Origin of the sequence: Paracoccus aerius, assembly GCF_014656455.1 — a bacterium.
GTDB lineage: Bacteria > Pseudomonadota > Alphaproteobacteria > Rhodobacterales > Rhodobacteraceae > Paracoccus > Paracoccus aerius.
In genome coordinates, this window is the sequence record NZ_BNCL01000037.1 from 1 (window position 1) to 14,341 (window position 14,341).

The 14,341-nt window shown below is 59.6% G+C and carries 12 protein-coding genes and 1 pseudogene; 5 read left to right on the top strand and 8 right to left on the bottom strand.

The window, feature by feature from the left end; genetic code table 11:
* Positions 1-348 (top strand): annotated as a pseudogene (locus IE224_RS19365) (phosphate acyltransferase); the annotation flags it as partial.
* Positions 349-366: 18 nt separating this feature from the next.
* On the opposite strand, the gene IE224_RS19370 reads toward IE224_RS19365, so the two are convergent.
* From IE224_RS19370 to IE224_RS19400, 7 genes are all read right to left on the bottom strand, one after another.
* A complete protein-coding gene (locus IE224_RS19370) occupies positions 367-1,131 on the bottom strand; it encodes a sulfite exporter TauE/SafE family protein (RefSeq protein WP_229849474.1) in 765 nt (254 codons plus the stop codon).
* Positions 1,116-2,066 (bottom strand): ABC transporter ATP-binding protein, encoded by a 951-nt coding sequence (locus IE224_RS19375; protein WP_191312993.1) that lies wholly within the window; start codon positions 2,064-2,066, stop codon positions 1,116-1,118. Before IE224_RS19375 ends, IE224_RS19370 begins: the two co-directional genes overlap by 16 nt.
* On the bottom strand, positions 2,063-3,052 hold the full coding sequence (locus IE224_RS19380; protein ID WP_191312995.1) for an ABC transporter ATP-binding protein: 990 nt from the start codon (positions 3,050-3,052) through the stop codon (positions 2,063-2,065). The genes IE224_RS19375 and IE224_RS19380 overlap by 4 nt, the downstream gene beginning before the upstream one ends.
* A 3-nt stretch (positions 3,053-3,055) precedes the next feature.
* Positions 3,056-3,889, bottom strand: a complete 834-nt coding sequence (locus IE224_RS19385) for an ABC transporter permease (RefSeq protein WP_191313014.1) — start codon at positions 3,887-3,889, stop codon at positions 3,056-3,058.
* A gap of 46 nt (positions 3,890-3,935) precedes the next feature.
* Complete coding sequence (locus IE224_RS19390; protein ID WP_191312997.1) at positions 3,936-4,907, bottom strand: ABC transporter permease; 972 nt, start codon at positions 4,905-4,907, stop codon at positions 3,936-3,938.
* A gap of 17 nt (positions 4,908-4,924) precedes the next feature.
* The gene (locus IE224_RS19395) at positions 4,925-6,568 is read right to left on the bottom strand and encodes an ABC transporter substrate-binding protein (RefSeq protein WP_229849475.1); all 1,644 of its coding nucleotides are present in this window, start codon (positions 6,566-6,568) and stop codon (positions 4,925-4,927) included.
* A 63-nt stretch (positions 6,569-6,631) separates the two neighbouring features.
* Positions 6,632-7,567: a LysR family transcriptional regulator gene (locus IE224_RS19400; protein WP_191312999.1), complete on the bottom strand. Its 936-nt coding sequence runs from the start codon at positions 7,565-7,567 to the stop codon at positions 6,632-6,634.
* 105 nt (positions 7,568-7,672) lie between these two features.
* Here IE224_RS19400 and IE224_RS19405 point away from each other — a divergent pair, with 105 nt between their 5' ends.
* Positions 7,673-9,307 (top strand): amidohydrolase, encoded by a 1,635-nt coding sequence (locus IE224_RS19405; protein ID WP_191313001.1) that lies wholly within the window; start codon positions 7,673-7,675, stop codon positions 9,305-9,307.
* Positions 9,308-9,309: 2 nt separating this feature from the next.
* Positions 9,310-10,233, top strand: coding sequence for a CobW family GTP-binding protein (locus tag IE224_RS19410; RefSeq protein WP_191313003.1), 924 nt, complete (start codon positions 9,310-9,312; stop codon positions 10,231-10,233).
* A gap of 38 nt (positions 10,234-10,271) precedes the next feature.
* On the opposite strand, the gene IE224_RS19415 is transcribed toward IE224_RS19410, so the two are convergent.
* A complete protein-coding gene (locus IE224_RS19415) occupies positions 10,272-11,039 on the bottom strand; it encodes an IclR family transcriptional regulator (RefSeq protein ID WP_191313005.1) in 768 nt (255 codons plus the stop codon).
* 196 nt (positions 11,040-11,235) lie between these two features.
* On the opposite strand from IE224_RS19415, the gene IE224_RS19420 reads away from it, so the two are divergent.
* Positions 11,236-12,543 (top strand): MFS transporter, encoded by a 1,308-nt coding sequence (locus IE224_RS19420; RefSeq protein WP_191313007.1) that lies wholly within the window; start codon positions 11,236-11,238, stop codon positions 12,541-12,543.
* A gap of 62 nt (positions 12,544-12,605) precedes the next feature.
* Entirely contained in the window at positions 12,606-14,261 is a 1,656-nt protein-coding gene (locus IE224_RS19425; protein WP_191313009.1) for a GMC family oxidoreductase, read from the top strand.
* Positions 14,262-14,341: the final 80 nt, after the last annotated feature.

Genomic DNA, 14,341 nt, shown 5'->3' on the forward strand with positions numbered 1-14,341 from the left:
CCTGATGCCGAGGGTCTCGCCGCCATTGCCCGTGCGTCGGCCGACAGTTGTCGCAGGCTTCTGGGTGAAACTCCGCGCGTAGCAATGCTGTCCTTCTCAACAGCAGGTTCCGCCGATCACCCCAGCTTGACGAAGATTCGTGAAGCGCTGTCACTGGTTCGCGCCGCCGAACCCGATCTGGAGATCGACGGAGAAATCCAGTTCGACGCAGCCCTGGACGATGCCATCCGTGCCAAGAAGGCACCGAACAGCCGCCTGACAGGGCGGCCTAACATCTTCGTCTTCCCCGACCTCGCCTCGGGCAATATCGGCTACAAGATCGCCCAGCGTCTCGGCGGCCTGACTGCCATNGATGCAGGCTGAAGTCTAGGCGTTCAGAAGACCCCAGACACTGCGGCTTGCAGATGCCAATGCCGTCGCAGCAAGGGTGGCAATGGCGGCTTTCTGGTATCCGGCGTCATCCAGCCTGCCAAACACCCGGCCGCCGAGGCGCGTGCCGATGACAAGAAGCGGCAGCGAGGCTGCCGCCACCAGAACGGTGGGCAAACCCACAATCCGCTGCACAAGCAAGCCAGGCAAAGCGATGAGCGATGTTACAAAGAAGAAGACCATAAGCGTTGCTCGAGCTTGGAGGGCGGGTGTCGCCGTACCCACTACATAGGCCACGGCAGGCGGGCCGGGCATCGCCGCCAGTCCTGAGAACAGCCCCGCGAGCAAGCCCGCTCCAGCAGCCTGTCTGGGTCCAGACCGTAGGCGAACCTTCCCGATCATCCCGGCCAGTCCAGCCAAAACAATAACGGCGATGATCACGCGCAGCGCATCGGGCGACAGCAGCCGAAGAGTCATCAGCCCTGCGGGTGTTCCGACCATTGCCCCTACAGACATCATTGCAAGCGTCGACCGGTCTATCAGGCCACGAACCGAAACAAGGTCGCTAAGGCCGATCATGCACTGCAACAGGATGGCAATCGCCACCCCTTGCACGGGCGGCATGACAAGACTGATCAGTGGAACCGCGGCGAGAGCAAAGCCAAAGCCGGTTATTCCGCGCAGGATGGCCGAAATGAAGACGGTACTGCAAACAAAGACGACGGTGCCCGCAGAACATTCCACCATTAGACCAGATGACATGCAACAACTTGTCCTGAAGAGCACTCCCGCAGTTTCGGCATTACTTGGCGGCATTCGTCAATTGCAAGTCGACAGCGCGATGCAAAGCGGCACCCTCTCGGCAGATTCACCGGACTTGGGGGATCGCCTTGCAGCCGCGCACCGCCACCCCGTCGCCGGTGCTCGGGTGCAAGCGAGGGCGCCGCAGCGATAAGTGCCTGGGTATAGGGATGGCGCGGGGCCGCAAAGATTTGGGCGGCGGGCGCCCGTTCCACGATCTGCCCTAGGTACATCACCGCGATTTCATCGCAGATGTGGCGCACGACGCCAAGATCGTGGCTGATGAACAGGTAGGTCAGGCCGCTTTCACGCTGCAACCGGCGGATCAGGTTCAGCACCTGCGCCTGCACCGCCACATCCAAAGCGGAAACCGGCTCGTCGAAGACGATCAGCTCGGGCCGGGTAGCCAGTGCCCGCGCCAAGCCGATGCGCTGCCGCTGCCCGCCCGAAAACTGGTGCGGATAAAGCGATTTCAGCTCGGGGCGAAGGCCCACCTGTTGCAGCAACTCCTCGACTCGCGTATCGCGGTCCGATGGCTCGCCCAAGCCCAGAAGGTCCATGGGCTGCCGGATGATCCTGCCAACGCGGTCGCGCGGATTGAGCGATGAGAACGGATCCTGGAAGACCATCTGAAAGCGTGTACGGGCACGGCGCAGGTCTTCGCCCTGGATGCGGCTGATGGGGGTGCCGTCTAGGTCGATCTCGCCTCCGGTAATAGGGGCAAGGCGCATGATCGCCAGCGCTGTGGTAGTCTTGCCCGAACCGGATTCACCGACGATGCCCAGTGTCTTGCCATGCGGGATCGTAAAGTCAACGCCATCGACGGCATGGACGGTGCCGCGATTTCCGACCGGGAAGTGCACCTTAAGGTCGCGGACGGACAGAAGCTGGCTCATGCTAGAACCTCGCCCGTCTTAAGCCGAATGCAGGCAGCAGAATGATTAGCGGACATGGCGACATGGCGCGGTTGGGCGGCATGGCAGGCGTTTATCGCAAGCGGACAGCGCGGTTCGAAAGCGCATCCCCGGCCCAGGTCAGTCAGCGCCGGCACGATGCCTGGAATTTCGGGCAGGTCGGCATCGGGGTCGGCATAGACGCGCGGAATGCTGGCCAGCAGGCCTCGCGTATAGGGATGGCCAGGACTGTCCAGAACTGCATCGGCCGGTCCCTGTTCGATGATACGGCCTGCATACATGACAGCGACCTTGTCGGCCATTTCCGCCACGGCACCCATGTCATGCGTAATCAGCACGATCGCAGTCCCGGTCTTGTGGCGCAATTCGTCCAGAAGACTGAAGATCTGTGCCTGAACAGTCACATCTAATGCCGTGGTCGGCTCATCGGCAATCAGCAGCCGGGGTTGGCAGGACAGCGCCATGGCGATCATCACTCGCTGGCGCATCCCGCCAGAAAGCTGGTGCGGATAGGCATTGGCGCGCAGCTCGGGTTCCGGGATACCAACGGCTCGCAGCATTTCGACCGCGCGAGCATGGGCGGCGCCGGGGCTGACGTTCTGGTGCAGCCGCACGGCCTCGGCGATCTGTTCGCCGCAGGTGAAGACAGGGTTCAGGGAGGTCATCGGTTCTTGGAAGATCATGGCGATATCGCCGCCGCGGATCTTGCGCATATCGGACCGGCGCAACTGGGCCAGATCGCGGCCCTGGAACAGGATGCTGCCGCCAACGACCTTTCCCGGCGGCGTCGGAACCAGGCCCAGGACCGACAACGCGGTCATGCTTTTGCCGCAGCCGGATTCGCCGACAATCGCCAGCAACTCGCCCGGCGCTACGGTGAAGGACACGTCGTCAAGCACATGAGCCACGCCGCGCCGGGTCATGAAGTCGACCTTGAGGTTGCGGATGTCCAGAACAGGTTGGGTCATGATTTAGCGTTCCCTGAGCCGGGGGTTGAAGGCATCGTTTAGGCCGTCGCCGACGAGGCTGACGCCCAGCACGGTCAGGAAGATCATTGCACCGGGCAGCGTCACCACCCACCAAGCGTCCAGCAGGTATTCCCGCCCGGATCCGATCATCAGCCCCCAAGACATCACGTTTGGATCCGACAGGCCCAAGAAGCTCAGACCCGCCTCAAACAGGATGGCCATGCCGATGGTCAGCGTGGCAGAAACGATCAGCGGCGGAAGGGCGTTGGGCAGGATGACGCGCCAGATGATATTGCTGTCACCCGCGCCGATGGCACGCATGGCACTGACGTATTCCAGGGTGCGAATGCGCCGGAACTCCGACCGAGTTAGGCGCGCGGTCTGCGGCCAACTAACGATGCCGATAGCCAAGGCAACATTTACTAGGGTCGGCTGGAACAAGGTTACGACCACCATGGCGAACAGCAGCGGCGGCAGCACCTGGAAGAATTCGGTGAAGCGCATCAGCACATCATCGACCACTCCGCCGTAGAAACCGGCATAGGCGCCAACCATCACCCCGATCAGCATGGTAATCAGCGCGGCCGCAAAGCCCACGGCCAGCGTGGCACTGCCCCCTTCGATCAGTCCAGCAAGAATGTCGCGGCCAAGATTGTCGGTGCCTAGAGGGATGGCCGCTTCTTGGCCGGGCGGTGTCAGGGGCGCCCAGACAATCTCGAACGGGTCGACCCCGTAAAGAAACGGACCGGCAAAGGTCATCAGGATGACCACCGCCAGCAAGGCCAACCCCAGCATCGCAGACGGACTGCGGCGGAAAATGCCCCAGGCTTCAACCATTGGACCGCGGGCGGCTGGAACCGAGGTTTTGGTTACGGCGGTCATGTCAACGACCTCCTGCAAGGCGCGGATCCAGCAGACGCGAGACAAAATCCGTCAGCAGGTTGGCGATGATGACGATCAAGGTCGAAAAGAACAGGATACCCAGCACGGTTGGATAATCCCGCGCCAGGATCGACTGAAAGGCCAACGTCCCCAAGCCAGGCCAGCTGAACACTGTCTCTACTAGCACTGCGCCCGAGATGATGGCGCCGAACTGCATGCCGGCAACGGTGACCACCGGCAAAAGCGCGTTGCGAAAGGCGTGCCGGTTGAACACTTGCCGTTCGCTGACCCCCTTTGCACGAGCCGTCCGTATATAATCCGCGCCCAACACTTCTAGCATCGAGGCACGGGTCAGCCTGCTGTATTGTGCAAGATAGACTAGCCCCAGCGTCAATGCCGGGAGAACAAGGTGATGGGCTATGTCTAGTGCCCGGACCAGCGGGCCACCTTGCTTCACCACGTCGATCATGCCTGCAATTGGGAACAACGGGATGGTGGCACCAAACAGGATCACCAGCATAAGCCCGGTCCAGAACACCGGTGCAGAATAGCCGATCAGCGACAGCACCGTGACAAGCGCCGAGGCGATGCCGCGCGGATTGCGCGACGCGAGCATTCCCAGCCGTGTGCCGACGATCAACGCAAAACCCAAGGCGGTCGCCACCAGCAGCAGCGTTGGACCCAAGCGAGACAGGATCAGCTCGACCACCGGACGATTGTAGAAATAGGAGGTGCCCAGATCGCCTTGCAGGGCGTGGCCCAGATAAAGCCCCAGTTGGGTCAGTAGCGGCTTGTCCAGTCCGTATTGGGCACGGATTGCGGCCATGACTTCGGCGTTGGCGCCGCCCATTTCGCCCGCGATCACCTCGGCCGGATCGCCAGGGGCAAGTTGGATCAGCAGAAAGTTCAGGACAAGGACAGCAAGGATCAGGCTGACCGCGTAAAGCAGTTGCTTCGTGATGCGCTGATACATGGGGTGGCCTCCGTCAGCTATTGTTTCAACCAGACCTCGTCCATGGGCCCCATCGCGCCCCAGATCGATACGGGTGGGTTCTGAACGGCCTGAGAGTAGACCGTGTGATAGGGCACCTGGTTGATGAAATGGATCGGGATATCGGCGGTAATCTGCCTGAAGGCTTGCGCATAAAGGTCCTTGCGCTTGGCCAAGTCCGGTTCGACTCCGGCCTGGTTCAGCAGTCTATCCACCGTTTCATTGCAATATTGCTGGGTGTTGGACCAGATGATCCCCTCGCGGATGTTCGAGCAGAGATAGGTCCGGTTCACGCCGATGACCGGATCGCCCCAGTTGAAGACCTGATCCATGGTCATGTCGAAGTCATAGGATGAAATCCGCTGCGCCCAAGTCGGGAAATCGGGCGATGCGCGGACCGTGACCTCGACTCCAGCCTTAGCCAGTGCCGCCTTGATATATTCGGCGACGGCGCGCTGCTGTTCCTCGATGTCGGGAATATAGTCGATGCGCAGTTGCAGCGTGTTGCCCCCTTCACCATAGCCTGCCTCGGCCAGCAGGGCCTTGGCCTTATCAAGATCGAAATCATAAGACTCGACATCGGGGGCAAAGAAGATGCTGTCCTGCACGACCGGTTCGATCGCAGGCTTGGAAAGACCGGAATGCAGGGCCTTTGTGACGAAGTTGCGGTCGATGGCATAGGCCATGGCCTGACGCACGCGAAGGTCTGACAGCGCCGAGTTCTTAGTGTTGAAAGCCAGCCAGTTCACCGGTCCAATGCCGGCATAGCCCTGATCGGTCACGGTCATGGTGCCGGATTTCTCCAGCCGACGGATCAGACGGGTCGAATCGAGCAGCGGGAAGATCTGCGCCTCGCCCGATTCTAGAGCCAGCACGCCAGAGTTGGCGTCCTGATATTGTCGGATTATGATCCGGTCTAAATAGGGTTTTCCTTCAAGGAAAAAGCCGTCGTACCGCTCTAAGATGATGTGCTGGCCAGGTTCAAAGGCAGTCACCTTGAACGGGCCGGAACCGATCGGCAGGTTGTTCTTAGGGTTGGACTTGATGTCCTGGCCATCGTCGAAGACATGTTTCGGCAGGACCGGGGTCAGCGCCGAGGACAGCACCAGCAGGATCGCCGGATGAGGCTGCTTCATTCGGATCACTACGGTCTGCGGATCGGGGGCTCCGAATGCCTCGACCGGCTCAAGCATGCTTGAAAAGGGATGGTTCTGCTTGGCCACATCCAGCGACCAGATCACGTCCGTGGCGGTGATCGGCTGGCCGTCGTGGAAGGTCGCGCCGCTATGCAGCTTCAGGGTCAGCACCGTGTTGTCGTCGCTGAATTCCCAACTTTCTGCCAAGTAGGGCTGCGGTTCGAAATCTGCGCCATAACGCAGCAGCGTGGCAAAGATCTGTGCGGCGGGCACGGCGGTCGCAAGGCCGGATTGCACCGCAGCGTTTAGATGGCGAGGCTTTTGCAGCGACGCCATGACCAGTGTCCCGCCTTTTTGCACGTCTTGTGCGAAAATCGGCAAGGCGGTACCCACTGCGGTCAGGGCGACCGCGCCGGTCAGTAGAAACCGGCGTGAAAAGGCAAAGGAAAGGGTCATCTGATTTCTCCTGTTGGGCGCGCCGATTCTGCGTTGACGCTGCATCCACACGAGGATCAAATATCCAAGACATCTCGGGCAAATGCATTTTTAAGGCAGAATTCCTCAGCTTTTCTAAGGAAGGTATGGACGGACGAAGGCGCGGTCGAATTCGCCGCGCATCGCCTGCAATTCACAGGTCGCGATAATAGCCTCGCAGACTGGCGGCAGCTTCACGTCGCGCCGGGTCAGTACTCCGGCGCGCGGTGCGTCATGTTCGCCCGCCAGCGGCAGCCGGACCAGATCGCCACGGGCATAGGTTTGCTTGCTCATTGGACGGATGTTGAAGATGCCATAGCACATACCGGCTGCGATCAGCGCGCGCATCATGTCGGTTGATCGCGCAGAATAGACCACGTTCGGCTTCAGCCCACGCGCGGCGAACAGGTCCATTAAATAACGCCGTGACAAATCCAGATCCAGCACCACCAGCGGCTCTGGCGCCAGTTGCTCCAGCGTGACGAACCGTCCGCTGGCCAGCAAATGCGATGCTGGCAGCGCCGCATGGGGATGGCCGACGAAAAGCGGCAGGAAGCGATAGACCAGTTCGTTCACCAGACCATAGCTTATGGCGAAATCGGCGTCGCCGCTGTCCACGGCCCGGGCGACTTCGTCCCAGTTGCCTTCCATCACCTCAATCATGAGGTTTGGATACCGCTCTCGAACCTCGCACAGGATGGTCGGCAAAAGAATGGGTGCCAGCGGCGTAAAGCAGGCGATCCGTGCCGTGCCGTCAATGCTTTGTTCCAGATCGGTGATCTTGCCGTTGAAACGCGCCTGCGCGACCAGCAGCAACCGGATCTCATCGATGATCTTGCGCCCGAAACTCGTCGCGGCAATGCCGCGCGACGGCGTGCGGGCAAAGATCGGCTGGCCCAACTGCGCCTCGACATGGTCAATGGCTGCCGCGATGGACGACGGGGACACCGACAGCGCCTCGGCTGCGGCGGTGATCGACTGGTGGCGTTCAGCGGCCTCGATATAGCGAAGATGCTTCAGGGTGTAGTGCATCGGACCCTCAGAAAAATAGAGGTATTTCCCCGCAACTATACATTTCACGCAGGATAGCTGTCATGTCTAATCTAGATCCAGAGCCGGCCTCGATAGAGAGATTACATGACCCCGACTGTTTTTTCAGCGCGCCGCATTGTCACGATGGATCCCTCGCGGCCCGAGGCGACGCACGTGATGGTGTCCGATGCCGGGCGCATCCTCGCCGTTGGCGGCGCAGACGAGATGCGCAGCCCGGGTGATTTGCACTACGACAACCGGTTCGCCGACAAGATCCTGATGCCCGGCTTTGTCGAAGGACATGCCCATATGATGGAAGGCTCGATTTGGCGATTCACCTATCTTGGGCATTATGGCCGCGTGGCCCCGGACGGGCGGCTGTGGGAGGGGATCACCAGCACTGACGCCTTGGTCGCCCGCCTGCAACAGTGCGCCGAGGACTTGAGCGATGGTCCTGTCGTGGGCTGGGGCTTCGACCCGCTTTTCGTCCCGGGCGAGCGCCTGTCGCGCCTGGATTTGGACCGGGTCTCGACTGCGCGACCGGTAGTGGTCCTGCATTCGAACATGCATCTATTGACTGCCAATAGCGTTGCACTTGAACTTGCAGGATATAACGAGAGTACCGCAGTTCCGGGCGTCTTGCACAGTGACGACGGTGCGTTGCATGGCGAATTACACGAGATGGGCGCCATGTTCCCGGTTATGCGCAGAGTTGGTGCCAGTTTCCGAGCTCTTGGTGGCGACCCCGAGGCAATCTGGAACTTTGCCCGCTCGGCGTGCCGTGCGGGCGTCACGACCTCGACAGACCTGTTGAATGAGCTAAGTGAGGAAATACTGGCAGATCTGTTCGACACTACGGTGAAAGACAGATATCCATTGCGGCTAGTGCCAATGCTGTCGACATCGGCGCTGCCTCCTCAGATGGTAGCAGAGCGGGCGCGTGAATTACGCGGGCGTTCGACTGACCGGGTGCGATTGGGCGGGGTGAAAATCGTCACCGATGGCTCAATCCAAGGCTTTACCGCACAGTTGAACGCGCCCGGCTACCATAGTGGTACGGACAACGGTATGTGGAACATCCCGCCCGAGGCATTGAACGCGATGGTGGACGACCTGAACCGTCAAGGCGTCCAAATGCATATCCATGTTAACGGCGACGGCGCGAGCTTAGCCGCTATCGAGGCACTGGAAGCGGCCCTTTCGGGTCACTTCCGCCCTGATCATCGCCATACGTTGCAGCATTGTCAGATGGCTGACCGTGCCCAGTTGCGCCGTATTGCTGCGTTGCAATGTTGCGTGAACCTGTTCGCCAATCACCTGTATTATTTTGGAGACAAGCATTACGAGGTCACCCTCGGGCCCGAGCGGACGTGCCGGATGAACCCTTGCGCAAGCGCGTTGGAAATGGGTATCCCACTGGCCATCCATTCCGACGCGCCGATCACGCCGCTTGCACCTTTGGTCACCGCCTGGTGCGCGATCAACCGCCTTACCGAAACCGGACGGCAACTAGGCACGTTCGAATGCCTTTCACTGGATGCGGCTCTTTACGCGATAACCCTGGGTGCAGCCTATACGCTCAAGCTGGATGGAGAAGTGGGTTCGATAGAGGTAGGTAAACGAGCCGATTTCGCAGTGCTAGAGGACGATCCGCACGAACTTGGCCCCAAGCGGCTTAATGAAACGCGTGTCTGGGGCACGATTTTTGGCGGACGCCCCTGTCCGGCAGGCTCCTTCTGATCATGAATGCACCGCTTCCGGTTAATGTCCTGTGCGGCTATCTCGGCGCCGGAAAGACCACGTTGCTGAACCGGCTCCTGATGCAGCGTGATGAACGCATTTTGGTCATAGTCAATGATTTTGGTGACATTGCCGTCGATGCTGCGATGATCTCGCGCCGCTCTGCCGACATGATTCAACTGAGCAACGGCTGTATCTGCTGTTCGATGGGTGGCGGCCTGTTCGAAGCTTTCGAAAGAGCCTTAGAGCTTCGCAAAGATGTCGATAGATTGATTATTGAAGCAAGCGGCATCGCTGAACCTCAACGGCTTGCGAGCTTTGCATTAGCCGAGCCTGAGCTTGAATGCCGTGCTGTTGTGGTTGTGGTGGATCCGCAAAGTCTTCCCGATCGCCTGGCCGACTCCCGGATCGGAAAGGTTTTGGAAAACCAAATACGAGGCGCAGATGCGGTATTCCTGTCCCGCGGCGATATAGCCGACACTGCGATGCTGCGACGCGCAGCTTTGCTGGTGGCGCACATCAATCCTCTTGCTAACCATTACAAGACCATTGACGCGAAATTCATGCAAGCGTTGGAAGAGCCTCACGATAATCAAAGCGTTTCCGCTGTGGTTCCAGATCACTATCACCAACGTCTCTTTGTCCGGCGTACCGTCACTCTCGAACCGCCCCCGGATCGACAGCGATTGATCACTGTCGTCGCGCAACATGCAAAGTCGATCCACCGCCTGAAAGGATATTTGAACTTACGAGGCCTAGAGGGCGCGCATCTTTTGCAGTTGGCAGGTGGGGTGCAGACGTTAGAACCGGCCTCACTATCAAATGGAATGATCCTCAACCAGCTTGTTGTCATCTCGCCGGATCCAGGGGCGGTTATGCGACTAGCAGAAGCGCTCGAACAAACTGTTTCCCCCAAGGGACACTAACCAGATAGCACTTGGATTAGCGCCTGTTCTGAGACAGTCTATTCCATCAGCATGGATATGTCTTTTGCCGCGCGGCGAAGATCGTCCAGATGTATCCGCCCTTCTTCCAGCGTCATCCGTTGGCGGGGGGCATGAAACGAGACTGTTGCCAAGATCTCACCTGCAACACTCCTCACAGGCACGGCAAGGGCAATCATGCCTTCGATAAACTCTTCTCCATCTGTCGAATATTGCCGCTCCCGGATGCAAGCTAGTTCGTCGCGAAGCCGAACGGGATCAGTGATGGTCCTTGGTGTATAGGGCTGAAGTCGTGCAGACTTTAGGAAACGTTCAAGCAGGTCAGGCTGCATGTTGGCCAGGCAGATCTTGCCTGCGGACGTGGCGTGCAACGGCACCCTGGAGCCGATCTGCAACTGAATTCTCAAAGGCCATTGGGTTTCGACACGGTCGATATAGACCATTGCATCGCCGTCGGGGATGGACAGGTTGCAAGTTTCCTTTACCTGTTCATTCAACCGAACCAGCACTTCCCGCTGCGGCAGGTTATGTTGACCAGCGCGCATCACTCCTAGCATCATCTGCCGCAGCTTGGGTCCGGGCAGATAGCTACGTCCATCGATGTGGCGGATCAGAAAGCCTTCATCTTCCAGCGTTGCCACCAAGCGATGGATCGTCGGCTTGGGCAGGTTCAGCGACGCATTCAGGTCGGTGGCCGTGACCGGCCGTGACTGGTGAGCAAGCGCCTCAAGAATCAACAGATTCCTGAGACTCGTCGCCGTTTTTTCGCCCGTCTTTTCAAGCATCATCTTGGGACTCGCTATCTTTACGCCAGTTTAGGACGGCCTCTCGGCAGCGTCCAACCAAATAAAATGAGACCAGGAGTCTCATTTTATTTGACTCGCGGCATCGATCGAAGGCAGGGTTGTCATCGTCCGGCGCAGAGGAGGCGTCGACTACAATCCTGAATGTTTGAAATAACCGTCACAGCGCAGGGAGGGCGTAATGTCGGATGCAAGCGTGACAACTTACGCTGGCGAAAAGCGTGACAACGACGTTCGCAAGGTCGTTTTCGCAAGCCTCGTCGGCTCTACTATCGAATGGTATGACTTCTTTCTTTACGGTGTCGTCGCCGGCATCGTGTTCAACAAGCTCTACTTTCCGTCCGACAACGAGACGGTATCTATCCTGCTCGCCTACGCGACCTTTGCCGTCGGCTTTGTCGCCCGTCCGCTTGGCGGCTTGGTGTTCGGCCACTATGGCGACCGGATTGGCCGGAAAACGATGCTTGTCATCACTCTGCTGCTGATGGGCGGCGCTACCGTCGCAATCGGCCTGCTGCCGACCTATGAGACTATCGGTATCGCTGCTCCGGTTATTCTGCTACTGCTTCGTGTTGCTCAGGGCATCGGCATTGGCGGGGAATGGGGCGGCGCGGTTCTGATGGCGTATGAGTTCGCGCCAAACGGCAAGCGCGGCTTCTACGCCTCGATTCCGCAAATCGGTCTGTCGCTAGGTCTGTTCATGGCTTCGGGCATGATGGCGCTGCTGACCATGCTGCCAGACGAGGCCTTCATGAGCTGGGGCTGGCGTTCGGCGTTTATCGCCTCTATCATCCTCGTCGGTCTGGGTACATGGATCCGCAGCAATATCGGCGAATCCCCCGAGTTCGAGAAGGCCAAGGCCGAATCCCGTGCTCGCGATCAGGGCATACCCTTTGTTGACATGATCAAGCGCTATCCGGGCAACGTCATGCTGGGCATGGGCGCCCGTTACATCGACGGGGTGTTCTTTAACGTCTTCGCGGTGTTCTCGATCGTCTATCTGACCAAATACAGCGGGCTAGAGCGTAGCTTTGCTCTGTGGACTGTCTGTGCGGCAGCTATCGTGATGGTATTGTTCATCCCGCTATTTGGCCGCGTGTCCGACATCATCGGTCGCCCGCGCACTTATGCGATCGGCTCGCTACTGCTGGCGCTTAGCGTGTTCCCGGCATTTGCGTTGATGGCGACGGGCAACCCGGTACTGATCGTTCTCGGCATAGTGCTGCCTTTCGGCATCATCTACCCGATGTGCTACGGCCCCGAGGCCGCGCTGTTTGCTGACCTATTCGATCCAACCGTCCGCTATACCGGCGTTTCGTTCGTCTATCAGTTCTCGGGCATCTTCGCTTCAGGCATCACCCCAATGATTGCGACGGCTCTGATGACGGCCAACGATGGCGACCCCTTCTGGCTGTGCGCCTATGTGGTCTTTGCCGCGCTCGTCTCGATGTTAAGTGCGATCATGATCGGTCGGCGCGAACGCGCTTGATCCGCGCGCGAGAGGGCTTGGCAGCCCTCTCGCCACCTCCATGTCCTTGAAAGGGTAACATAATGGCTCAGGCACCTGAGAGCGCGGACTATGTGGTGGTTGGCGCAGGTTCGGCGGGTTGCGTCGTCGCAAATCGTCTTAGCGCGGACCCGTCGATCCGCGTCATTCTGCTCGAAGCGGGCAGCAAGGACTCCAGCCCGTGGATCCATGTTCCTGTCGGCTATTTCCGGACGATGGATAATCCGGCCTATGACTGGTGTTACAGCACCGAGCCGGACGAAGGTCTTGCCGGACGTTCGCTGCGCTGGCCACGCGGTAAGGTTCTGGGCGGCTCGTCATCGCTCAACGGTCTTCTGTATGTGCGCGGACAGCGTGAGGACTATGACCGCTGGGCCCAGATGGGCAACCGAGGCTGGTCGTGGGCCGAAGTCGGCCAGATTTTCTCGGACCTCGAAAACTTCCAGCGCGGGCCCACTGAAGGGCGCGGAACTGGGGGAGAACTGCAGGTCTCTGATCCCCGTCTGCGTCGCGAAATCTGCGAGCGCTGGATCGAGGCCGCCAAGGCCCAGGGTATTCCGTATAACACCGACTACAACGGTCCAGTGCAGGACGGGGTCGGCCATTTCCAGCTGACAGTGAACAAGGGACGCCGCTGTTCGTCGGCTGCAGCATTCCTCAGACCGATCCGCAACCGCGCGAACTTGTCGATCGTCACCCGTGCTCAGGTCATGCGGGTCGTGATCCGCGACGGCGTCGCCCGAGGGGTGGAAATCGCGCGTCCTGACGGCAGCCGGCAGGTCATCGAAGCGAGGCACGAGGTAATCCTGTGCGCAGGCGCCATTGGTTCCCCTCAAATCCTGATGCTGTCGGGCGTGGGCGACCCCGACCAGCTTGCCGGGCACGGCATCCAGACCGCCGCTGCCCTGCCGGAGGTAGGACAGAACCTGCAGGATCACCTTCAGGCGCGACTGGTCTTCAAGTGTCGCGAGGCAACCCTCAACGACGAGGTCCGCAGCACTTTCAACAAGATGAAGATCGCCGCCGAATATGCGCTGTTCCGCACCGGTCCGATGACAATGGCCGCCAGTCTGGTCTTCGGTTTCCTGAAGACGCGCCCAGAGCTGGCCACACCGGACATCCAGTTCCATATCCAGCCCTGGTCGGCCGACAGTCCGGGAGAAGGCGTGCATCCTTTTTCGGCGTTCACGCAATCGGTCTGTCAGTTGCGTCCGGAAAGCCGCGGCACCATCGCGCTGCGCTCGACCAATCCGGCGGATGCGCCGGCGATCCGCCCGAACTATCTGGCAACTCAGGGCGATCGCGACACCATCGTCGCTGGCATCAAGATCGCCCGCATGCTTGCTCGAACCGAACCGCTGAAATCGGCGATTCTTGAGGAGTTCAAGCCTACCCCTGACGTGGAAAGCGACGACGAGATTCTTGCATGGGCAAGGCAGAACTCCACCACGATCTATCATCCGACCGGCACTTGTCGGATGGGCGTGGACGCGGGAGCGGTCGTCGACCCAAGGCTGAGGGTGAATGGAGTTCGCGGTCTGCGCGTCGCAGATTGTTCGATCATGCCGGAAATCGTGTCAGGCAACACCAACGCCCCGGCCATGATGATCGGTGCAAAACTCGCGGCAATGGTTCTTGAGGACCGTTCGTCTGCGCAAAACGGGACCGCTCAGCGCGGTTCCTTGGACAATGTAGCATAAGGAGCCCTTGCCATGAGAATGACCACTGAGGAAGCGTTTGTTAAGGTCCTGCAGATGCACGGGATCGAGCATGCGTTCGG

What these genes read in the sequence shown, in the direction of transcription:
- IE224_RS19370 (WP_229849474.1), bottom strand. Translation starts at nt 1,131, where the DNA reads ATGTCATCTGGTCTAATGGTGGAATGTTCTGCGGGCACCGTCGTCTTT.
- IE224_RS19375 (WP_191312993.1), bottom strand. Translation starts at nt 2,066, where the DNA reads ATGAGCCAGCTTCTGTCCGTCCGCGACCTTAAGGTGCACTTCCCGGTC.
- IE224_RS19380 (WP_191312995.1), bottom strand. Translation starts at nt 3,052, where the DNA reads ATGACCCAACCTGTTCTGGACATCCGCAACCTCAAGGTCGACTTCATG.
- IE224_RS19385 (WP_191313014.1), bottom strand. Translation starts at nt 3,889, where the DNA reads ATGGTTGAAGCCTGGGGCATTTTCCGCCGCAGTCCGTCTGCGATGCTG.
- IE224_RS19390 (WP_191312997.1), bottom strand. Translation starts at nt 4,907, where the DNA reads ATGTATCAGCGCATCACGAAGCAACTGCTTTACGCGGTCAGCCTGATC.
- IE224_RS19400 (WP_191312999.1), bottom strand. Translation starts at nt 7,567, where the DNA reads ATGCACTACACCCTGAAGCATCTTCGCTATATCGAGGCCGCTGAACGC.
- IE224_RS19405 (WP_191313001.1), top strand. Translation starts at nt 7,673, where the DNA reads ATGACCCCGACTGTTTTTTCAGCGCGCCGCATTGTCACGATGGATCCC.
- IE224_RS19410 (WP_191313003.1), top strand. Translation starts at nt 9,310, where the DNA reads ATGAATGCACCGCTTCCGGTTAATGTCCTGTGCGGCTATCTCGGCGCC.
- IE224_RS19415 (WP_191313005.1), bottom strand. Translation starts at nt 11,039, where the DNA reads ATGATGCTTGAAAAGACGGGCGAAAAAACGGCGACGAGTCTCAGGAAT.
- IE224_RS19420 (WP_191313007.1), top strand. Translation starts at nt 11,236, where the DNA reads ATGTCGGATGCAAGCGTGACAACTTACGCTGGCGAAAAGCGTGACAAC.
- IE224_RS19425 (WP_191313009.1), top strand. Translation starts at nt 12,606, where the DNA reads ATGGCTCAGGCACCTGAGAGCGCGGACTATGTGGTGGTTGGCGCAGGT.